Source organism: Paenibacillus sp. JSM ZJ436, from assembly GCF_044383795.1.
In the GTDB taxonomy this organism is placed as follows: Bacteria; Bacillota; Bacilli; order Paenibacillales; family Paenibacillaceae; genus Paenibacillus_AQ; species Paenibacillus_AQ algicola.
The window spans coordinates 1-20,605 of record NZ_JBISEO010000029.1 but is presented as its reverse complement, the minus strand read 5'-3'; the positions used below and the strand labels follow the sequence as shown (position 1 = coordinate 20,605).

Here is a 20,605-nt window from a genome sequence, read left to right as displayed (position 1 = left end):
GACTTATGATTTATCTTGGAAAAGTGAATGAAGCTGAAGCGTTGATTGAAGAGACTATGATAAAACGTATAGAAGCTCACATTGCGCCTGATGGTAGTCAGCCGGAGGAGTTAAGAAGAACAAAATCCGTTAGCTATACGGTTAATAACTTATGGGCATTAGTGAGACTTGCTGACTTGAGCCGTCGTTTCACCAATGTTGACTTATGGTCCTATAAATCTGATGAAGGTGTAAGCCTAAAGAGTGGATATGATTTCGTAATACCATACATTCTAGGAGAAAAAGAATGGACTTGGGAACAAATCACAGGCGGAGGGGTTGAAGCTTCATTAAAGGACTGGGCGTTACCCATGTTCAGTAGAAGTGAGCTGATGTTAGGGGAAAAAATCTTGCCCAATGAACTGAATGGATATCACGAATTTAGTTACAACGATATCCTCGTTTATGCGCCGTTAGATTACGTGGCACCAATCTATGAGATCGCTACAATAACGGATCAATCTGCAACAGCACTAACGCAAGGCTACGAGTCAGGCTCACAGGAGACTGTCACGATCGATGTATATAATAACGGCACGAGAAATTTATCCAATCTTAAAGCAACCATTACCGGCACTAATTTTATTATCACGCAACCTGAAGGAACTTTAGATAGCGGCGCGAAGACCTCTTTTACGGTAAAAGCAAAAGACGGCCTGGCAGCAGGAACCTACACCGAGACGATTACGATATCTGCTGACAATCTGACTGATGTGACATTTAATGTGACACAGGTTGTATCAAAAGCTGCTGTTAAGCCTGTAGATTCTTCGGGCGGTGATAATACCGGTGAACCTTCCGCACCAACGACGTCTGAAACAACAGGTGATAAGGCGGAGATTCTTATCAATGGAAAGATAGAGCATTTGGGTATTGCAAAGACAGCACAAGCAAATGGGCAAACTGTAACGACAATTGTAATGGATGAAGAAAAAATGAAACAACGCCTTGAAGCAACGCCTAAAGGAGCAGTTATTACGATTCCAGTCGTAACCGGAAGTGAGGTCGTTATAGGGGAATTGAATGGGCGCATGATTAAAAATATGGAGGCGAAAAAAGCCATAATAGAGTTGCGCACCGAGCTGGCAACATACACTTTACCTGCGCAGCAAATTCATATTAATGACGTTTTAGAGCGATTTGGAGTCAATTTAGCATTAGAAGACATCCGGATTAAGATTGTTATTGCAACGCCGACAGATGATATGGTTGAAGTAGTTGAAAACATGGCAACAAACAGAGGCTTTTCTATGATATTGCCGCCTGTGAATTTCGAAGTCAAAGCAGTTTACAAGGACCGTACAGAAGAGGTTTCAAAATTCAATTCGTATGTGAAACGCAGCATTGTGATTCCAGAAGGCATTGATCCAGATCGAATTACGACAGGGTTAATTGTAGAGATGGATGGAACGGTTCGCCATGTACCTACCAAGGTCGTTAACAAGGATGATCGGTTTCACGTACAAATCAAAAGTTTGACTAATAGCACTTACGTCGTAGTTGAGAACAGGCAGGAATTTAGGGATTTAGAAAATCACTGGGCGAAGGATACAGTCAATCAGATGGCCTCACGCATGATTATTCAAGGAACAGGACACGAAATGTTTAGCCCTGACCAAGAAATCACGCGGGCCGAATTTGCAGCTATCCTTGTTAAAGGTTTAGGGGTAGATCTTGCAGATAGAACAGGCTCATTCATGGATGTAAAGGCAACAGATTGGAACAGCAGCGCGATAAACACTGCATATTCATACAATATAATCAATGGATTTGAAGATGGGACCTTCCGTCCTAATGACAAGGTTACCCGAGAACAAGCTATGGTTATCCTCTCCAGGGCGATGGTGATTACGGATTTGAAGGCTAAATCTCCTACTCGTGCAACAAGTGCAATACTTAGTTCGTTTCAAGATGTATCAGATGCTTCTACGTGGGCAATGACCGGCATTGCGGCTAGTGTTCAAGCAGAACTAATTACAGGAAGAAGCAGTATGAAGCTTGTACCGAAGGGTTTCATAACAAGAGCCGAGGTCGCTAAGATGATCGAACGATTACTTGAAAAATCTGATTTGATCTAAAACATGTACCGAGCAGGGCGAACCCATACAGTTATGTTATATGAGTCGCCCTGTTTTTTGAAATTGTGGGATAACAAATATAAAGGAGGTGATGGCAACGTAATAGAATACTGTAATTTTCTTTGAAACTAATTAAAAGTAGGAGGTTTTGAGATGATGAAAAAAGGTTTGGCTTTACTGCTTGTTCTGGCGGTGATGATTACTACCTTTAGCTTTTCAAGTGTATCTGTACAGGCTGTGACAGGCGTAAGTGTAGTCAAAATCAATGATCAAGTCATTGACACTCAGGGGCATAATTTCTCTTCTGGCAAGTATGGTTTGTATATTAACAGTGCAATTCACGCACAGGATATGATGGTTACCCACAATAACTATCAATATGCTGTATATTACAGCAAAGAAAGCAATGGAAAGTCTTATGTGAATCTTGCGAGACGTAAACTCTCACCGAAGTCGGGATGGAGTGTTATTACTTTCACCGATTATAATTTTACATCCAATGATACACATAATACTGCGGTGATTGGTATTAGCAGAGCAGATGGAACGATTCATTTGGCATTTGACCATCATAATAATGATTTGCATTATAGGGTATCCCAACAGGGGGTTGCCAACAATCCAGAAAGTGTCGTGTGGAGCACAAATCTTTTTGGACCGGTCACTTCACAGTTGATTCCAGGGCAAACAGAAACGAAGGTCACGTATCCCCGATTTATCGATGTACCCAACGGGAATCTTCAATTCATCCGAAGAAGCGGCGGATCGGGAGATGGGGACACGATTTTGTACACCTATAACGGAAACTCGACACACTCTTGGAAGAAAAACGGGATAATTATTTCGAGCGAAGGAAATTATAATGGCTCAACAAGTAGAAATGCGTATCTTGACCGCCCTCAGTATTTCAATAATAAGTTATATTTGACTTGGGTATGGCGAGAGGCTCCAGATGCGATGACCAATCACGATATTATGTTTGCTTATAGCGAAGATTACGGAGCAACATGGAAGAATAACAGTGGGACCGTCGTTGCCACGACAGAAAGTGACCCGATGAAAGTTTCGACTGCTGGGTTAAAAGTAAGGACGATCAATCAAAATCATGGATTAATGAATCATGGTTATAGTTATGTGGACGATAAGGGGCGTGTTCACGTGGTCACCTCCCATGCGCCAGAAGGTAACCCTAATTATTCTACTTGGGAATTGGCAAGAGCAGACGCAAAATATACTCATTATTGGCGCGGAACCGACAAAGTATGGCGTAAAAATGTAATGAATTCCGTGCCTCTAGGAAGCCGGTCACAAATAGTGTTTGATTCAAATAACACAGGGTTAATGATCTTTAATCAAGGTAACAGGGTCAAAATTGCTGCAGCTACTGAAGCTAACAATTGGAACGACTGGGGCCTTATTTATACCAATAATGCTATGTACAGTCAATCCCCTTCATTAGACTTTCAACGCTGGAAAACAGAAGGAATATTATCGCTCTTAACTCAAGAAATTCCTGCTACAACAGGCGCAGCAAGCGAGATCCATGAATACGATTTTAGAATAGAGTAATTATCAAAGGAAAAAGTCTGTAACCGAACAAGAAAAAGGTTTATCGCTCACGCAATTCGTTGGAGTGTTCTACAAACGAATTGCGTGAGCGTTTTTTGTAATGTGAGAGAAGAAGTCACTGTATGCGTGCCCATAAATGCCCCTTGAACATGTTAATACCAGAAGCAAGATCAGTCTAGTTAATAAAACACACGAAAAATTACATTAACCGTATTGCACTATTACGAAACAAAGTGGAAGTCAAGTTGTGGACAGACTTATGCACATATTCTACCCAAATTGTGCATAAGTCTGTGGAAGGCTGATAGACAGCGATTTTACAAAAGACTGAAAGTGAGAACAACATTTTCACAATTAGGTGTGAATTCTGTGGATAATGTGTACAACTTCGTGGATAATATTGGTCATGGTGATGAAAAAGCCAGTTTATAAGCAAATGAAGCGCTTTTTATCCCCGGATGAGGGTGGAGTTATTCACTGCATCTGGGGATAAGCCTGTGCACAACATTTGATGTGTAAACAAGTTTACAATCATGAATATTTTGTGAACGTCTCTGTAAATTTTCTCCCAGTATGTCCAAATACCTAAGATCATACGGCTGGGATGAGATTAGAGTGAGACACCTTAGGCTTCCTCCAGCAAATTCTCCCACTCTGCAAAAATCGGATTCAGCTCTTCCTTCAGTGCATCCAGCTGCTGCTGCTTCTCCTGCAGGGCGACATAGTCCTGATATACCTCCGGCAATGCCATTTCTCCCTCCAGGCTGGCAATCTCGTTCTCCAGCTCCTGAATGCGGTTCTCCAGCGTTTCCAGCCTGCGCTGCCGGTTCCGTTCTTCGCGCTTCGCCTGCTTGTCCGCTTCATAAGAGGAGGCCCCTGGCTTATCGGCTGCTCCGGCTTCCGGCTTGGACTCCTTGCGGGCTGCAGACGAGTCAGAGGTCTTCTGAAACGGCTCTCCGGGCTCGTAGCCCAGCTCCAAGAGCTCTTTCTTTTTCTCCGTATAATCGTCATAATTACCCAGGAAATGCTCCGCACCCTCCGTATGCAGCTCAACAATCCGCTCCGCCATTTTGTTCAAGAAGTAACGGTCGTGAGAAATGAACAGCAGAGTACCCTCGTAATCCATCAGGGCGGACTCCAGCACCTCTTTGCTGAACAGATCCAGATGGTTGGTCGGTTCGTCAAGCACGAGCATATTGGCTTCCAGGAGCATGAGCTTGGCCAGGGAAACACGGGCTTTTTCCCCGCCGCTAAGAGAGCTGATCTTCTTCAGAACATCCTCACCGCTGAACAAAAAGTTGCCCAGCACCGTACGAATCCTTGCCTCTTCAAAATGGGGATAGGTGCCCCATAGCTCCTCCAGGACAGTGTTGGAGGGATTCAGGTTAGACTGCTCCTGGTCATAGAAGCCCAGCTTCACCTTGGTTCCCCATTGAAAAGTACCGGCGGCCGGCTGCATATCTCCCATTAAGCATTTTAATAATGTGGATTTCCCGATCCCGTTCGGTCCGATTAACGCTACGGTTTCTCCGCGGCGCAGGTCGAAGGAAACATTGCGGAACAGCGTGCTGCTTCCCTCAAAGGACACGGCTAGATCACGCGCCTGCAGCACTTCTTTGCCTGACATATATTCGGTCTCAAAAGAGAAGTGAGCCTTCTTCAAATCTCCTGCCGGACGGTCCAGCCGCTCCAGCTTATCCAGGGCTTTACGCCGGCTCTGTGCCCGCTTGGTTGTAGACGCCCGAACGATGTTACGCTGAATGAAGGTTTCCATCTTCGCAATCTCATCCTGCTGCTTCTCGTACTGCTTCAGCTGCGACTCATACTCTGCCGCCTTCAATTCAATATATTTGCTGTAATTACCGGTATAGCGTCGGGATTGATGCCGCTCTACTTCTACAATTGTCGTCACGAGCCGGTCCAGAAAATAACGGTCATGAGAGACAACGAGCAGTGCGCCGGCATACCCTCGCAAATAATCCTCCAGCCACGTTAAGGTCGCGATGTCGAGATGGTTGGTAGGCTCATCGAGCATGAGCAGATCCGGTGCCTGCAGCAAAATGCGGGCGAGTGCAAGGCGAGTCTTCTGCCCGCCGCTTAAGGTGGAGATGAGCGTCTCCTGCGAAAAGCTGCCAAAGCCCATACCGTGCAGTACACTGCGAATCCGGGTTTCCATCTCATATCCGCCATGGTCCTTGAACCAGTCGGAGCGGGCGGCATAGCGGGCGAGCAGGTCCTCGTATTGCTTGGAGTCACTGCTGCTGCTCCGCTCGGCGATTTGCTGCTCCAGCTGGCGAAGCTCGCGCTCGGTGTCCAGCAGCGGGGCGAACACCTCTCGCATTTCTTCCCCGATGCTGCGGCTGGACTGAAGTCCGCTGTTCTGGGCCAGATAACCGATTGTAGTTTCCTTGGATTTAAAAATCTGTCCGCTGTCGTAGGACATTTCGCCGGCCAGCACTTTCAGCAGGGTAGATTTACCGGCTCCGTTCACTCCGACCAGGCCAATCCGCTCACGCTCCAGAATCTGCAGATTCACCCCCTCCAGCACGGGAGTAACGCCGTATGATTTCTTAATTCCGTTCGCTTGTAACAGCATGCTGTGTAATACCTCCATCTATATCTTGAACTTTACGGGAAGATCTAGAGCTCTTGCAGATCATCATGTCACATTAAAGCCAGTTTACATGAAAAATAAAAAACAAGCGACAGATCACGTCATCGCTTCCGCATTCTTGGCGAAAGGGAGGAACAGTGGTAAACTAAACTTAAATAAGATCCGAGAGGAAGAGCTCAGGTTTGGACAGGAGTTATGACATATCTTTGCCGTCTGAGGCGAAGTCGGATTTACGTGCCAGGATGAAGGGGATTCGGGATTCATTAAGCCCGGAGACCAGGGACCGGCTGTCACGCCAAGCGTCAGATCTGGCTGTGGAATGTATGAAGCAATCTCGATTCGCCAGCATGCTAATCTATCTGCCCTTCCGTTCAGAGCTCGATACCTGGCCCATCATTCAATGGGCCTGGAGCAGCGGGGTTCAGGTTATTGTTCCTCGCAGTCAGCGCGGATCTCGAAAGATGGAGTTGTATGATCTGACCCCTGAAGCTTCACTTGCAGCGGGGAGCTACGGTATTCCGGAGCCCGATCCGAAGACAGCCGTGAAATATGACCCCGGGCAAGTGCCGGAGGTGATCTGGGTGCCAGGGCTGGCTTTTGATGCTTATGGCGGAAGGCTGGGCTATGGCGGTGGATATTTTGATACCCTGCGCAGCCGGCTGGATGGGGAAGCGCAGGCGGCAGGCCGGCAGCCGAGATGGATAGGCATTGGATTTCAGGAGCAGGTGATCCCTCAAGTGCCGATGGAGATTCATGACCTGAGGCTGGATGGACTGGTCACAGATCAGGGGTGGATGAAGTTTGAAACAGGAACAGGAGAGCCATACCATGGAGCTTAGTCATATGAACGAGCAGGGCAGAGCGAGAATGGTCGATGTCACGGATAAGGAAGTAACGCACCGGACCGCGGTAGCGCAAACCGCCGTAAGAATGCATCCCAACACGCTGAAGCGGATTTTGGAGGGGGGCATCGAGAAGGGGGACGTGCTGGCAGTAGCTCAGGTCGCGGGTATTATGGCGGCCAAGAATACGTCTAGCTGGATCCCGATGTGTCATCCGCTGCCGCTGACTGGAGTCGATATTCAGTTTGGCGACAACGGCCTGAATGAGCTTTATATAGAAGCCTCTGTGAAGACCACCGGCAAGACGGGGGTTGAGATGGAGGCGCTGACGGCGGTGTCTGCTGCCGCTTTAACGGTTTACGACATGTGCAAGGCGCTGCAAAAGGATATGCAGATCGGACCGACGCGCCTGGTGAGCAAGCGCGGCGGCAAGAGTGGAGATTATCAAGTCTAGCTTTGACAATCATATTTAATGAATCAGGATATTCGCTGATGAGGGAAAGGAGAGATTTCTCATGGTGTGGAAGACGGCGATCCTGACAGCCAGTGACAAGGGGGCACGGGGAGAACGCGAGGATACCAGTGCCCAGGTCATCCGGGAGCTGGTGGAAGAAGAGCTGGGCGGGCAAATTATCGAATACCGGATTGTCCCGGATGAAGAGGACGAGATTACGGCCGCTTTGATTGAACTGACCGATTATTACCATGTGGATCTGGTGCTGACGACGGGAGGAACCGAGCTTGCGGTGCGGGATGTGACGCCCGAGGCAACGCTGCGGGTTATAGAGAGACAGGTTCCAGGCATTGCCGAGGCCATGCGGGCCGCAGTTATGCAGAAGAACCGCAGTGCCATGCTGTTCCGCGGTGTATGCGGTATTCGCGGACGGACGCTCGTCCTGAACCTGCCAGGCTCCCCTAAGGGTGTGCATGAGAACCTGGCGGCAGTGATGGATCAGCTGCCGGAGGCGCTGCTGATGGTAACGGGGCAGTACCGGGAAGATTCACGGACGTAAAAGAAGCAGGATTTGTACACAATTTGTCATGAAGAAGGGCTGTTTATGCCATTTTTGATATGATATGATGTCGATATATGTCTATGTGCTGTTGTTCTGAGTGATGACGGTATTTGCTGCCTGAATCGGCCCCTGTAGGCTGCTTCTGTGCTGCATAAGGAGGAGATGTAATTATGGGTTCAATAGGTGTACCTGGAGTTATTCTGTTAGTTATTCTGGCGCTGCTGCTGTTCGGTCCGAACAAGCTTCCTGAGCTGGGACGTGCAGTAGGAAGAACGTTCCGTGAATTTAAGGACGGAGCGCGCGAGATTATAGAGGATGAGCCGGCTTCCAAGAAGACTGAGACTGCACCGCAGCCTGCTGCTGCACGTGCAGAAGACAAGCGTCTGCCGGAATAAGCTGCGTAGCAGCTGTACAGAAATCCCTCTTCGGAGGGATTTGATTGTTTCTGAGCATGTGAAGCTGCTTGGTGAAGTGATGAGGTGATGATGGGCGTGTCCGAGCAGATGAAGTTAATGGAGCTGACTGAGCATTTGACCGAGCTCAGGCGGCGGATTATATGGGTGCTGAGCTTGTTTGTGGTCGGCTTGGTCGGAGGCCTGTTTATTGCCGAGCCGGTCTATCAGTATTTGACGGGGTCAGAGCAGGCACAGCAGTTCGAATTGAATGCCTTCTCCTTCTGGGACGGCATCGGCATTTATATGAAGATTGCGGCGTTGTTCTCGCTGGTCATTTCAGTGCCGTTTATTTTTTACCAGCTGTGGGCGTTTGTAAAGCCTGGCCTGCGCAAAGAGGAGCAGAAGGCGGCTGTCCGCTATGTGCCGTATGCCTTTGTTCTATTTATTGCAGGCGTATTATTCGGCTACTATATCGTGTTTCCGATGACGCTGTCCTTCACAACGACAATTACCCAGAGCATGGGGCTGGAGGAAACATACGGAATTACGAATTATTTCAGCTTTATGTTTAACCTCGTGCTGCCGCTGGCGCTGCTGTTCGAGCTGCCGCTGGTTGTGATGTTTCTAACGAGAATACGCATTTTAAATCCGATCCGGCTGAAGAAGCTGCGGCGCTACGCTTATTTTGCATTGGTGTTTGTCGCTGTTATTATTACGCCGCCGGATTTCATTTCCGACTTTCTCGTAACGATTCCGCTTTTGCTGCTCTATGAGTTTAGTGTTTATTTATCCGCTTTTATCTACCGCAAGCAGCTTGCGGCAGATATGGAACTGGAAGAGCGGTATGTCCGCAAAGAAGAAGAGTGAGAAGCGTCCCTGTGGGGGCGCTTTTTTTGTGCAAATATGTATGATTATAGTTTGGCGTGGTGCTCTTTAAACAGGCCGCAGGGAGAAGCGGGAATGGCCCTCAGGCATAAAGTGGGGACCCTTGGATACAATGGAAGAGGGGAGTTGCTGGACAAACCCGGATGCTGCTCTGATTTGAAGTAAAATTTGAGTAAAAATTGCTTCGGGGTACTTGAAATTTCAGATCAACTTGAGTATCATAAAACATGGTTGTTAGCACTGAGACTTGTTGAGTGCTAATACATACAGCAAGGCTCAGATAAACCTTATATTTATTTAACAAGGAGGCTATTTTTCATGATCAGACCTTTAGGTGAACGCGTATTGGTAGAACCTATCGCACAAGAAGAAACCACGGCATTCGGGATCGTGCTTCCGGACTCCGCGAAAGAAAAGCCGCAAGAAGGAAAGGTTATCGCTGTAGGCAGCGGTACTCTGAAGGACGGCGCGCGCGTAGCATTGGAAGTTAAGGAAGGCGACCGTGTACTCTTCTCTAAATACGCTGGAACAGAAATCAAATATGAAGGTAAAGAATATTTGATTATGAAAGAAAGCGACATCCACGCGATTCTGGGTTAATTCGTTAACCTGTATATAGGAGCACATTCGTAATTTATTAAAATTCCAGGGAGGTATGTAATATCATGGCTAAGGATATTAAGTTCAGTGAAGACGCTCGCCGCGCAATGCTTCGCGGTGTAGATGCATTGGCTAACGCAGTAAAGGTAACATTGGGTCCGAAAGGACGTAACGTGGTACTCGAGAAGAAGTTTGGCAGCCCGCTCATCACGAATGACGGTGTAACCATCGCGAAAGAAATCGAGCTGGAAGATGCATTCGAGAACATGGGTGCTCAGCTCGTGAAGGAAGTAGCGACTAAGACGAATGATGTTGCCGGTGACGGTACAACAACAGCAACGGTTCTTGCTCAGGCGATGATTCGCGAAGGCTTGAAGAACGTTACTGCGGGTGCAAATCCGATGGTTATCCGCAAAGGCATTGACAAGGCTGTTCGTGCAGCGGTAGAAGAGCTGAAGAACATCTCCAAAGCGATTGAAGGACAACAGTCCATCGCACAGGTTGCTTCTATCTCTGCAGCTGACGAGGAAGTAGGACAGCTGATCGCAGAAGCCATGGAGAAAGTCGGCAAGGACGGCGTCATTACGGTTGAAGAATCCCGTGGATTCCTGACTGAAATGGAAGTTGTAGAAGGTATGCAGTTCGACCGCGGCTACATTTCTCCGTACATGATTACAGACACAGACAAGATGGAAGCGGTGCTTGATAATCCGTACATCCTGATCACCGACAAGAAGATCTCCAACACCCAGGAAATTCTGCCTCTGCTGGAGAAGGTCGTACAACAAAGCAAGCCGCTCGTGCTGATTGCTGAAGATATCGAAGGCGAAGCTCAAGCGATGCTGATCGTGAACAAGCTGCGTGGTACCTTTAATGCAGTGGCTGTCAAAGCTCCAGGCTTCGGCGACCGCCGCAAGGCTATGCTGCAGGATATCGCTGCTCTGACAGGCGGCCAGGTTATTACCGAGGAATTGGGTCTGGACCTGAAATCCGCTACTGTGGACCAACTGGGTACTGCACGTCAAGTACGCGTAACCAAAGAGAACACCATTATCGTGGACGGTGCTGGCGACAAAGCGGATATCGAAGCTCGCGTGAAGCAAATCCGCACACAGCTGGAAGAAACGACTTCCGAGTTCGACAAAGAGAAGCTGCAAGAGCGTCTGGCTAAATTGGCTGGCGGTGTTGCTGTTATCAAGGTCGGTGCAGCTACTGAAACCGAGCTGAAAGAACGCAAGCTGCGTATCGAAGACGCTCTGAACGCGACTCGTGCTGCGGTAGAAGAAGGTATCGTATCCGGCGGTGGTACTGCTCTGGTGAACGTATACAAAGCGGTTGCTGCGGTAGAAACGCAAGGCGACGAGAAGACTGGCGTTAACATCGTGCTGCGCGCGCTGGAAGAGCCAATCCGTACGATCGCTGCGAACGCTGGTAAGGAAGGCTCTGTTATTGTAGAGCGCCTGAAGAACGAAGAAGTTGGCATTGGCTACAACGCTGCTGCTGACACTTGGGTGAACATGTTCGAAGCAGGCATCGTTGACCCTGCGAAGGTAACGCGTTCTGCCCTGCAAAACGCTGCATCTGTAGCAGCAATGTTCCTGACCACCGAAGCGGTGATCGCTGACAAGCCTGAGCCTGAGAAGGCTGCTGCTCCAGACATGGGCGGCATGGGTGGAATGGGCGGCATGATGTAAAACGGGGTATGAACCCCTGTGTGGCAAGGGTTTCTCTTCGGAGAAGCCCGGATTGCCCACATTTTGTCCATATTTTATAAAAGGAAGACACCTTAGAGTGATGGAAATCGCTCCAAGGTGTCTTCTTTTTTTGATTCTTAGGAGGGGTTCAAAATCTAGTTAGATACCGTTCCTAGTGATTCATTGCCGATGTGAGGAGAGAAACCAGTATCAAATTAGCTGTTAAGGCAGTTGCAATAATGAGGGCATCAGGAGTTTTTATTTTCCGTCCATTGCTTCTCTGCTTGCTTTGCATGAATGCTGCTTTTCTTGAGACAGCGGAATCGACATGCAGGAGTGGTTGTGGGTCACTTTCCCCAGCCCTCCCGTGACTCCTGAATATGATCTAATAATTGTTGCGCTTCACCGGGCTTCAGGATTCCAGCCACACTTAAAATGTCATCGACGGAGTAATCATCAAAGTCCTCAATGGTTTCTGCTTCAAGGTCTATAACAAGTTTCTTGGTGGAAATATTGTTTTCAGATAAAAACTCCCTTAAGTCTTTTGCTATATGAGGATGGAGTTTGCGTACCATTGACATGGAGAACCACTCCTTTATAAAAATATGTTGCTAAATCGTTTCGTTCTTGCGATCGTCTTGGATCCTTATTTATAAACCATTATACCCGACAAAGTAGTGAGTGGATACGGCCGTGGCGCACAGAATGAGCTGTTATAATGATGTTTGCCATCACTCTTCTTATTACTATGAAATAACACCATAACTGGGATAAAAAGAATGTTAGTCCCCGGAGAATTATGCTACCATGAAACGAACCGTGCGACTTCAAACGACAACATGTGACACAGAACAGGGTAGAGGGTGTGAAGGTTGAAACGTATCCGCATCACTTTTGTAACCGCAATCACTGTAACATTACTGGTTCTTATATATTATTACTCGCAGGCTTTGCAGATAACAACTCATGTTCAAAAGGGCACCCTGGATCTGGCTGAAACGAATTTCCTTCATGACGAGGTGATTGCGCTGGATGGGGAGTGGGAATTTTACTGGAATCAGTTTGTCGATACGGAATCATTTACTGCACTCTCACAGCAAGCATCGTATATACAGGTGCCAGGCAACTGGCTCATGGATCTGGACGGCAATGAGCATATGGCCAAAGGCTTTGCTACTTACCGGGCGGTGATTCACAACATTCCTGACCATAAATATTTCGCCTTGAAAAAAGCAAATATCCGCAATGCCAGCCGGGTATATGTCAACGGAGAGCTGCTGCTGGAGGACGGCCGTGCCTCGATGACGCTCAAGAATAGCGTGGCGGGTAATTCCTCCACGGTTGTCTATTTTGAACTGGAGGAGCGAACGGCAGAGATCGTCATTCACGCAGCCAATCACGAGTATATTGTGGGCGGCATTGCCAAACCTATGCTGTTTGGAACGCAGGAGGGGCTTTCCCTGCTGCAGAACCGCAAGCTAATGTTCGAGTTCGCCATGATCTTAATTGTTATGGTGCTCGGCTTCTTGTACCTGCTCTTGTGGCTGGGGAACAAGCATTATCGCAAAAAAGAACCGGTCACGCTGCCGCTGGCGCTCAGTTGCCTGTTCTTCGGGATTATGAACGGGATTTACAGCGAGCGTATTTTTGCGCAATTTATCCCGGGAATGACTTTGGAGCATACCTTCCGGTTCGGGCATTTAATGAGTGCTTGCAGCGTCATCATGGTGTGGGTGGTGATCCATAAGGTCAACCCGGCCTTTCTGTCCCGCCGAAGCCTTTATCTCCTGCTGGTGTACTATGGCATTTTTATGCTGTTGGTACTCATTGTGCCTGTTCAGATTTATACCGGTACCTTTACTTTTTATATCCTCACCACGGTACTGCTGTTTTTTACGGCTTGGGTCAGAGTGGTCATTCAGTACGTCCGCAACCCTTCCAGCAGTCCGGAGCACCGCACGCTTCTGATCTGTATCTGTAGTGTTTTTCTGTACTGGCTGGATATGATTCTGTTCAGTGTGGGTATCAAGTCAGATATGTTTATCTCCTTCCTGACGGTTTCCGTATACAGTATCGCCTTGGCTGCACTGCTGCTGGTCCGATATGCCAACTCGTATAAACGTAATGAGGAGCTGTCCATTCAGCTAATTCAGACGCATACCACGCTCGATCAGACAACCAAGGAGGCACAGCGCAACGAGCTGGCTTTTTTGCAGGCACAGATCAAACCGCATTTCTTGTTTAATACCTTGAGCAGTATTATCAGCTTGTGCTACACCAATGGCGAACGGGCGGGCCGGCTGCTGAGTGATCTGTCTAATTATTTGAAGCGCTCCTTTCAGGTGGATGTGAATACAGACTATGTTACGCTCAGGAACGAGCTGGATTGGATTAAAGTGTTTGTCGATATTGAAAAAGCCAGGTTCGAGGACCGGATTCAGGTTGATTTTGACGTCGATGAGGATCTAATGCACCTGCAGATCATTCCGCTCGTCATTGAACCGCTGGTGGAGAACGCCATTCGGCATGGGATTTTAAAAAATAAACACGGCGGCAAAGTGAAGCTGATCATTCAGAAGCGGGACAATAGCATGTTTATCAGTGTGAAGGATAACGGCAAAGGCATGGCCGCCGAGCAGCTGGCTCCGATCCGGCAGGGTCACAAGGATCCAGCGGACCGAACAGGAAACGGCATCAGTCTGCTCAATGTGAACGCTCGTCTAAAGCAAATGTACGGCGTACAGCTGCAATTCAATACGAATGGTCAGGGAACCGAGGTCTATTTCTCCATTCCGCTACATCGAGAGCAGGAGGTGATGTCATGATTAAGGCGGTACTGGTCGATGATGAGCGGCTCGTCCTGGATCTGCTGAATAAGGTCATCCGAGAAGCGTCCGGAATCAGCATCATGGGCTCGTTTACAGATCCGGAGGAAGCGCTGATACAGATTCCGCAGCTGGATGCCGATGTGCTTTTTCTCGATGTGGATATGCCGGAGATGAGCGGACTGGAGCTGGCAGCCAGACTGATGGAGTCCCCGAATACGAAGGAGCTGTCCATTGTGTTCGTGACCGCTTACGAGCAGTATGCGATCCGGGCGTTTGAGCTGAACGCGATTCATTATATTTTGAAGCCGGTCGACGTGCAGTCGGTGGATGAAATTGTGAGCCGGGTCTATAAGAAAAAAGGACTGGATGTTCCCAAGCTCCCTGACCAGGGAGAGCTTTATTTCTTTGGTAATCCTCATCTGCGGATAGAGGGGAGTCCATCAAGCTTTTTAACCCCGAAGATCGAAGAGCTGCTGGCACTGCTCGTGCTGCACCAGGATAAAGGAATTAGCAAATGGCGGATTATTGATGAGCTGTGGGAAGAGTCGTCCGTAGAGAAATCCCAGCAAAATTTACATACGATGATGTTTCGGTTGAAGCAGTCCCTGCGAAATGCAGGAATCCAGCTCCACATCCGAAGCAAAAATGGCATTTACACCGTAGATGCGAAAGACGTATATTGTGATTTTCGTGAGTTTGATCGACTGGCTGCCTGTAAGCAGCCGACCCGGCGTGAGACCATAGCCGCTTATGAGCAGGCCATCAGCCTGTATCAGGGAGATCTCTTGGATGGGAAGGATTATTTATGGTGCATCCCCATCCGGGAAAAATACTACCGTACCTTCGTAGAGCTTGTCGCGGCGGTGTTTCAGTATGCTACCGAGCAGGGCGAAGTCAGCAGGCTAAAGCAGCTGCGCCAGAGAGTCGAAGGGATGCTGCTTGAGGAAGACCGAATGTGGTAGCCGTATAAAGCAAGGTAGTGTAACAGCTGCCGCTGAATCAAGTTCATATATAGCCGTACCCGAAAGCTACACGCGGGTACGGCTGTTTGGCGTTCCATAAAGCGCCGGCTTGGAGCGCACGTAAGAAAATTGTAAGGAGCACCATGTAACATTGACGGGATAATCCATCCGAGAAACGGTGTGGAAGCAGGGCATACTTGATTAGAATGAGGTGATCTTATCTTGGACCAGGAAATTACAAGGGCCGAGATGGCGGTGCTGCTAGCAAGAAACGGGATGTCGGCGAAGTCAGAAGGGGCTGAATTCACAGATGTGAGTCCAGACTACTGGGCAAATAACCCTATTCAGCAAGTGGTGGCTGCCGGCTTGATGCAAGGCTATCCAAGCCAACAGTTCAAGCCTGAGCTGAATGTCACGAGAGCCGAAATGGCCACGATTGTTTTTCTGTGGAAGGGGCTGGAGCGAAGTGAAGGTACGCCGGCTTTTGACGATGTGGTGCACCACTGGGCGAAAAGTATCGTGGATGCTGTTTTCCGGGCTGGGTGGATGCAGGGCGATCCGGACGGCTCGTTCAAGCCGGATCGCGCTTTGACCCGGGCGGAAGCGGTTTCCATTATCCACGGGCTGCTGGATTGAATCATGGAGCAGATTGAATATGTCGAAAAATAGCGATAAAAATGTTTCAATTTAGAGATATACAGGGTAATTGTAACTAGGACTAATGTTTCAACTAAGGTCTGAAATGTTGAGAGGGTGGATACATATTATGCTGCAGCAGCTGGAAGAGGTTAGAGTATCGGATCCTATGATTGTACATGCGCTGGAAAAGCACGTGGCGGTTATACGTTTCGACGCAAGTCGAAGAGTCACTTATGTCAATGATCTGTTTGCTTCAAGCGTCAAGTACCGCAAAGAGGATATGCTCGGTATGCATCATAAGCAATTTTGTCTGCCTCAGTTCAGCCTTAGTCCGGAATATGAGTTGTTTTGGCAGCGGCTATTCGAAGGCCGAAGCTTTCAGGACAAAATCGAGAGAAGAGACGCCCACGGTCAATCCATATGGCTGGAAGCGACCTATATGCCGATCATGGACGAGGATGCCCGCAAGGTCATCGGAATCCAGAAGATCGCAACCAATATTACAGAGCGTCAGAATCATATTTCCCTTGTAGTAGAGGATCTGCTCAAGATGGCTGAGGATTTAAGCAGCCGGTCGACGAAGGGCATCCATCGCAGTGCAGAGCTGATGAATCTGATTGATCAGATCGCTTCGGTCTCCGAGAATAATGCCTTGACGCTGGAGGGCCTGCATCGCCGTGCGGATGAAATCAAAGGCGTGGTGCAGACGATCCGCGACATTGCTAGCCAGACTCAGCTGCTGGCTCTGAATGCAGCGATTGAAGCCGCAAGAGCCGGAGAGCACGGACGCGGGTTCGATGTGGTGGCGAAGGAGGTTCGCAAGCTCTCAGTGAAGGTGGAGCAGTCCATCGGGGAAGTGCGCAGCAACATCAACGGGATTACGAAGGAAGTCATCAAGATTTCCACAGGAGCGAGTCAGGTGCAATTTGACGTTCAGGAGAGCCAGCACATGATTAAAGCGGCGGTGGAGGATTTCAACGGCTTGTCCGTCTCATCTCAGCAGCTGGAAGATCACGCCCAGCGTTTCCAGCATATTATTTAAAGGGTTTCCTACGTTTCCAATCAACCAGCTTCATGTGTCCTTAGGGCTCGCAGGAAGCTTTTTTTTGCTCTATTTTCTACAAAAGAATACGTTTTCGAGAAAGGATCAACGGATTCTGTGTCGAATTGTAACATGATCGTAATTTCGGTAGAGCACGGGGTGCCGACGACCACAAATTCAGGCAGAAGGAAAGAGAGGTGCTTCATTCATTATGAAGCTGAAGGGGACAGAATTAGATTATCAAGGAGCGGTAAGTGTAGAAAGCACACCAGCGGGCGCAAAGCCATGGCGTATTCCGTACGAGCAGCAGGAGCTGTTCTTACCCAAGTCGCTGCTGCGTCAGACAGAGGTACCCGCAGGTGTTCGCATCACCTTCAAGAGTGACAGCCGTACGGCTGTGCTGCACGTAGAGGGCTCTGATGTTGAGCGGACCATCGACTGCGTGGTTGACGGCAAGCTGCATCAGTCGGTAGACATGACTCCCAATCAGGAGGTGTGCCGGTTTGATAACCTGCCGGAGAACTCCAGCCGCGTGGAGCTGTTTCTCCCACAGAAAAAAGGTCCGCTCATCGTACGTGAGCTGGAGCTCGATCACGGCGCATCTTACAGCCATATTGAGGACAACCGTCTGAGATGGGTCAGCTATGGCAGCTCAATAACGCAGTGCGAGGAAGCTTCAGGGCCGTCAAGAACATGGCCGGCGCTGGTGGCGAACCATTTTGACTGGCACAGCACCAACCTGGGATACTCCGGAAATTGCCATTTGGAAATGATGGTGGCGCGCATGATTCGCGAGCTTCCGGCTGATCTCATTTCGATCTGTGCCGGCATTAATATTATGGGCGTATCGTCCATGAGTGAGCGTACCTTCCAGGCAGCACTGATTGGCTTCGTACAGGTCGTTCGGGAGAAGCACCCGCACACTCCGATTATTCTTCAGTCCCCGATCTTCGCCGAGAAGGAAAGTCGGGAAACGCATCCCAACAAGGTAGATCTGACACTGCAGATCATGCGCACGATTGTTCGCGAGACCGTTGAGGTTATGCAAGGTCAGGGAGATAACAATCTGTATTACCTGGATGGCCTGGAGGTGTTCGGCGAGGAATGGAAGGACAGCTTCCCGGACAAGCTGCACCCGGATGCTGAGGGCTATGTGAATATGTCCAAACAAATGATTCAGCTGATTGAGAAGCTGGGGTTGGGCACACAGCTGAAACGGACGGCAGTGATATAAATACAGAACCTGAAAGCGCTACAGAAAGGAGCAGGAAGGATGTCCATACCTAACAAGCCGCTGATTTTTGCTCACCGGGGGGCTTCCGGAGAAGCTCCCGAGAATACGCTGGCTGCGTTCCGGCTGGGATTGGAGCAGGGCTGTACCGGCATTGAGCTGGATATTCATCTTAGCAAGGATAACAGCCTGGTCGTCATTCATGATGATTCCATTGACCGGACAACGAATGGCTCCGGCAAAGTGAATGATATGACTGTAGAGCAGCTGCAGACCTATGATGCGGGCTCATGGTTTCACGAACGCTATGCCGGGGAGACCATTCCAACCCTTGCGCAGGTGCTTCATCTCATTCCGCCGCAGGTCATGCTTAATGTGGAGATCAAGGGCAAGTATCACGGAGCTATTGAGCCTGCGCTGGTCAAGCTCTTGAGAGACTGTGACAGGCTGGATCAGGTGGTGATATCCTCTTTCGACTGGAAGAGCCTCCGGCTCATTCGGGAGCTGGAGCCGCGGATTGAAGTCGGCCTGCTGTACAGCTTGACGCTGGATCGCCATGAAGAGCTGCCTTTGGCGGCGGGCACGAAGGTCTTCTCCCTGCATCCCAATTACAGCCGACTGGAGCTCAAGGATTTGAAGGGGCCGCAGAGTAAGGGCCTCAAGGTGTATGGCTGGACCATTAATGAAGAAGCGTCACTTGCAGAGGCAGCAGCGTCCGGCATAGACGGAATTATTACTGATTATCCGGGTCGCTTGAAGGCTCTATTGGATCAGGCATCGTGGTAAAGTAAGGATGAAGAAGCTTGTCCCGGACAGTCGGGGCAGGCTTCTTTTGTACATCATTTGGAAAAGAGAATCATAGTAAACGCGGCTCAAACGCCTGCGAAAATATGTTATGATAAAGGAGATCGTACTTTGTTTCACAATGTGGCGGCGTCTGATTTCGCAAGATTGCAGACGTCCAACTGACGATAAGAAAGGAGTGAACCGGCAATATGAATGGCTGGACATCATTTGCTAAAGCTTCCAGGCTGAATGTCATTCCTGTGATGCTGATTCCCGTGGCTCTCGGAGCGCTGGGAGCGTATGTGTGGACAGGAGAGTTTCACCCGTGGCTGTTTCTGCTGACTCTGGCAGGTGCAGCGGCAGCGCATTTATTCTCCAACATGATTAATGATCTGTGGGACTTCAAGAATGGAGCAGATGGAGAAGCCGATCACCATGTCGATGCAATTTCGACCAACTCCGGATTCTTGACGCAAGGCATATGGTCCCTGCGCAAATTTGAGGCTGTGACCTGGCTGCTGTTCGTCATCGCTGCTGCAAGCGGCGTGATCCTGGGCCTTCTCAGCGGCTGGTGGGCCCTTGTGCTCGGAGCGCTGGGGGGACTCATTGCGTATTTTTATGTTGCGCCACCGGTTCAATTCGGCTACCGGGGCAAAGGCTATAGTGAAATTGCCATCCTGCTCTCCTTCGGCATCCTGCCGGTAATGGGAGCTTATTATGTGCAGACCTCTCACATGGACTACCGGGCACTGCTGTTGTCATTGCCCATCGGGTTGTTAACTACGCTGATTTTGTTTAACCACCACTTTTTGCATTGGCAGGCAGACCGGCAGGCGGGGAAGAATACACTGGTCGTCGTCTGGGGAGAAAAGAGAGCCCTTCGCTTCTCCAGACTCCTCTTGCTGCTGGCATGCTTGTCCATGGTAGCTTGTGTCTCGGCAGGAGCGCTCCCGCTGTATGGTCTGGCGGCACTGATTACAGTGCTTCCGCTGTATATGGTGTACGGGCGGCTCCAGGAGCACAACCGCTCAGAGGCATATTTGCCGTTAATGGGTGCGTCCATGAAGGCCACGATGTCCAGCGGCGGCGTGCTGATCCTGTCGCTGCTGATCCAGAGCTTGCTGCAAACTTAGAGATATATAGCGACAGCACCGTCAACCAAGCCACGTAACTCTCACAACAACCAAAGAGGCCATCCCGCAAGATCCTGGATCTTGAACTGCACCCCGTCAAGTAGACAGTACAAATAAATAAAATCAATTAGGCGGCCTTAGATCTGAATTCCATTGGACTAAGGCCGTTTAATTTAGCTTGTAATCGTTCATAGTTATAAAAATGAATATATGCCTGGATGTCCTTCTCAAGGTCCTCAAAAGTATGGTATG

The 20,605-nt window shown here is 49.0% G+C and carries 19 protein-coding genes; 16 read left to right on the top strand and 3 right to left on the bottom strand.

The window, feature by feature from the left end; translation table 11 throughout:
- Nucleotides 1-2,117, top strand: a 2,117-nt coding sequence (locus tag ACH6EH_RS19810) for an S-layer homology domain-containing protein (protein ID WP_397333541.1), incomplete at its 5' end; no start/stop codon positions are given.
- A 153-nt stretch (nucleotides 2,118-2,270) separates the two neighbouring features.
- Nucleotides 2,271-3,686, top strand: a complete 1,416-nt coding sequence (locus tag ACH6EH_RS19805; RefSeq protein ID WP_397333540.1) for a BNR repeat-containing protein — start codon at nucleotides 2,271-2,273, stop codon at nucleotides 3,684-3,686.
- Nucleotides 3,687-4,311: 625 nt separating this feature from the next.
- On the opposite strand, the gene abc-f is transcribed toward ACH6EH_RS19805, so the two are convergent.
- A complete protein-coding gene (abc-f, locus tag ACH6EH_RS19800; protein WP_397333539.1) occupies nucleotides 4,312-6,282 on the bottom strand; it encodes a ribosomal protection-like ABC-F family protein in 1,971 nt (656 codons plus the stop codon).
- Nucleotides 6,283-6,482: 200 nt separating this feature from the next.
- Here abc-f and ACH6EH_RS19795 point away from each other — a divergent pair, with 200 nt between their 5' ends.
- The 7 genes from ACH6EH_RS19795 (at nucleotide 6,483) to groL (ending at nucleotide 11,732) form a co-directional block, all read left to right on the top strand.
- Nucleotides 6,483-7,139 (top strand): 5-formyltetrahydrofolate cyclo-ligase, encoded by a 657-nt coding sequence (locus tag ACH6EH_RS19795; protein WP_397333538.1) that lies wholly within the window; start codon nucleotides 6,483-6,485, stop codon nucleotides 7,137-7,139.
- Nucleotides 7,129-7,596, top strand: a complete 468-nt coding sequence (gene moaC, locus ACH6EH_RS19790) for a cyclic pyranopterin monophosphate synthase MoaC (RefSeq protein WP_397333537.1) — start codon at nucleotides 7,129-7,131, stop codon at nucleotides 7,594-7,596. The genes ACH6EH_RS19795 and moaC overlap by 11 nt, the downstream gene beginning before the upstream one ends.
- 61 nt (nucleotides 7,597-7,657) lie before the next feature.
- Nucleotides 7,658-8,155, top strand: a complete 498-nt coding sequence (locus ACH6EH_RS19785; RefSeq protein WP_138226819.1) for a MogA/MoaB family molybdenum cofactor biosynthesis protein — start codon at nucleotides 7,658-7,660, stop codon at nucleotides 8,153-8,155.
- A gap of 173 nt (nucleotides 8,156-8,328) precedes the next feature.
- Nucleotides 8,329-8,553 (top strand): twin-arginine translocase TatA/TatE family subunit, encoded by a 225-nt coding sequence (locus ACH6EH_RS19780; protein WP_397333536.1) that lies wholly within the window; start codon nucleotides 8,329-8,331, stop codon nucleotides 8,551-8,553.
- 90 nt (nucleotides 8,554-8,643) lie between these two features.
- Complete coding sequence (tatC, locus tag ACH6EH_RS19775) at nucleotides 8,644-9,420, top strand: twin-arginine translocase subunit TatC (protein ID WP_397333542.1); 777 nt, start codon at nucleotides 8,644-8,646, stop codon at nucleotides 9,418-9,420.
- Between the two features lie 336 nt (nucleotides 9,421-9,756).
- Entirely contained in the window at nucleotides 9,757-10,038 is a 282-nt protein-coding gene (gene groES, locus ACH6EH_RS19770) for a co-chaperone GroES (RefSeq protein WP_138226816.1), read from the top strand.
- Between the two features lie 65 nt (nucleotides 10,039-10,103).
- Nucleotides 10,104-11,732, top strand: a complete 1,629-nt coding sequence (gene groL, locus ACH6EH_RS19765) for a chaperonin GroEL (protein ID WP_138226815.1) — start codon at nucleotides 10,104-10,106, stop codon at nucleotides 11,730-11,732.
- A gap of 347 nt (nucleotides 11,733-12,079) precedes the next feature.
- Here the strand turns inward: groL and ACH6EH_RS19760 are convergent, their stop codons facing one another.
- A complete protein-coding gene (locus tag ACH6EH_RS19760) occupies nucleotides 12,080-12,313 on the bottom strand; it encodes a hypothetical protein (protein ID WP_208203223.1) in 234 nt (77 codons plus the stop codon).
- A 369-nt stretch (nucleotides 12,314-12,682) separates the two neighbouring features.
- Between ACH6EH_RS19760 and ACH6EH_RS19755 the strand changes: the two genes are divergently transcribed.
- From ACH6EH_RS19755 to ACH6EH_RS19725, 7 genes are all read left to right on the top strand, one after another.
- Entirely contained in the window at nucleotides 12,683-14,557 is a 1,875-nt protein-coding gene (locus ACH6EH_RS19755) for a sensor histidine kinase (RefSeq protein WP_397333535.1), read from the top strand.
- Entirely contained in the window at nucleotides 14,554-15,522 is a 969-nt protein-coding gene (locus ACH6EH_RS19750) for a response regulator (protein ID WP_397333534.1), read from the top strand. Before ACH6EH_RS19755 ends, ACH6EH_RS19750 begins: the two co-directional genes overlap by 4 nt.
- A gap of 222 nt (nucleotides 15,523-15,744) precedes the next feature.
- A complete protein-coding gene (locus ACH6EH_RS19745) occupies nucleotides 15,745-16,158 on the top strand; it encodes an S-layer homology domain-containing protein (RefSeq protein WP_397333533.1) in 414 nt (137 codons plus the stop codon).
- A gap of 130 nt (nucleotides 16,159-16,288) precedes the next feature.
- Entirely contained in the window at nucleotides 16,289-17,203 is a 915-nt protein-coding gene (locus tag ACH6EH_RS19740; RefSeq protein WP_397333532.1) for a methyl-accepting chemotaxis protein, read from the top strand.
- A gap of 211 nt (nucleotides 17,204-17,414) precedes the next feature.
- Complete coding sequence (locus ACH6EH_RS19735) at nucleotides 17,415-18,437, top strand: SGNH/GDSL hydrolase family protein (protein ID WP_397333531.1); 1,023 nt, start codon at nucleotides 17,415-17,417, stop codon at nucleotides 18,435-18,437.
- Between the two features lie 39 nt (nucleotides 18,438-18,476).
- Nucleotides 18,477-19,220, top strand: a complete 744-nt coding sequence (locus ACH6EH_RS19730; RefSeq protein WP_397333530.1) for a glycerophosphodiester phosphodiesterase — start codon at nucleotides 18,477-18,479, stop codon at nucleotides 19,218-19,220.
- A gap of 209 nt (nucleotides 19,221-19,429) precedes the next feature.
- Entirely contained in the window at nucleotides 19,430-20,353 is a 924-nt protein-coding gene (locus ACH6EH_RS19725) for a prenyltransferase (RefSeq protein ID WP_397333529.1), read from the top strand.
- 127 nt (nucleotides 20,354-20,480) lie between these two features.
- On the opposite strand, the gene ACH6EH_RS19720 is transcribed toward ACH6EH_RS19725, so the two are convergent.
- A partial coding sequence (locus ACH6EH_RS19720; RefSeq protein ID WP_397331910.1) for an IS3 family transposase occupies nucleotides 20,481-20,605 on the bottom strand: 125 nt, incomplete at its 5' end.

Excerpts from the sequence above, each read along its gene's own strand:
- ACH6EH_RS19750 (WP_397333534.1), top strand. The coding sequence starts at position 14,554 with ATGATTAAGGCGGTACTGGTCGATGATGAGCGGCTCGTCCTGGATCTG.
- moaC (WP_397333537.1), top strand. The coding sequence starts at position 7,129 with ATGGAGCTTAGTCATATGAACGAGCAGGGCAGAGCGAGAATGGTCGAT.
- ACH6EH_RS19740 (WP_397333532.1), top strand. The coding sequence starts at position 16,289 with ATGCTGCAGCAGCTGGAAGAGGTTAGAGTATCGGATCCTATGATTGTA.
- tatC (WP_397333542.1), top strand. The coding sequence starts at position 8,644 with ATGGGCGTGTCCGAGCAGATGAAGTTAATGGAGCTGACTGAGCATTTG.
- ACH6EH_RS19735 (WP_397333531.1), top strand. The coding sequence starts at position 17,415 with ATGAAGCTGAAGGGGACAGAATTAGATTATCAAGGAGCGGTAAGTGTA.
- ACH6EH_RS19730 (WP_397333530.1), top strand. The coding sequence starts at position 18,477 with ATGTCCATACCTAACAAGCCGCTGATTTTTGCTCACCGGGGGGCTTCC.
- groES (WP_138226816.1), top strand. The coding sequence starts at position 9,757 with ATGATCAGACCTTTAGGTGAACGCGTATTGGTAGAACCTATCGCACAA.
- ACH6EH_RS19725 (WP_397333529.1), top strand. The coding sequence starts at position 19,430 with ATGAATGGCTGGACATCATTTGCTAAAGCTTCCAGGCTGAATGTCATT.
- ACH6EH_RS19785 (WP_138226819.1), top strand. The coding sequence starts at position 7,658 with ATGGTGTGGAAGACGGCGATCCTGACAGCCAGTGACAAGGGGGCACGG.
- abc-f (WP_397333539.1), bottom strand. The coding sequence starts at position 6,282 with ATGCTGTTACAAGCGAACGGAATTAAGAAATCATACGGCGTTACTCCC.
- groL (WP_138226815.1), top strand. The coding sequence starts at position 10,104 with ATGGCTAAGGATATTAAGTTCAGTGAAGACGCTCGCCGCGCAATGCTT.
- ACH6EH_RS19760 (WP_208203223.1), bottom strand. The coding sequence starts at position 12,313 with ATGTCAATGGTACGCAAACTCCATCCTCATATAGCAAAAGACTTAAGG.
- ACH6EH_RS19805 (WP_397333540.1), top strand. The coding sequence starts at position 2,271 with ATGATGAAAAAAGGTTTGGCTTTACTGCTTGTTCTGGCGGTGATGATT.
- ACH6EH_RS19780 (WP_397333536.1), top strand. The coding sequence starts at position 8,329 with ATGGGTTCAATAGGTGTACCTGGAGTTATTCTGTTAGTTATTCTGGCG.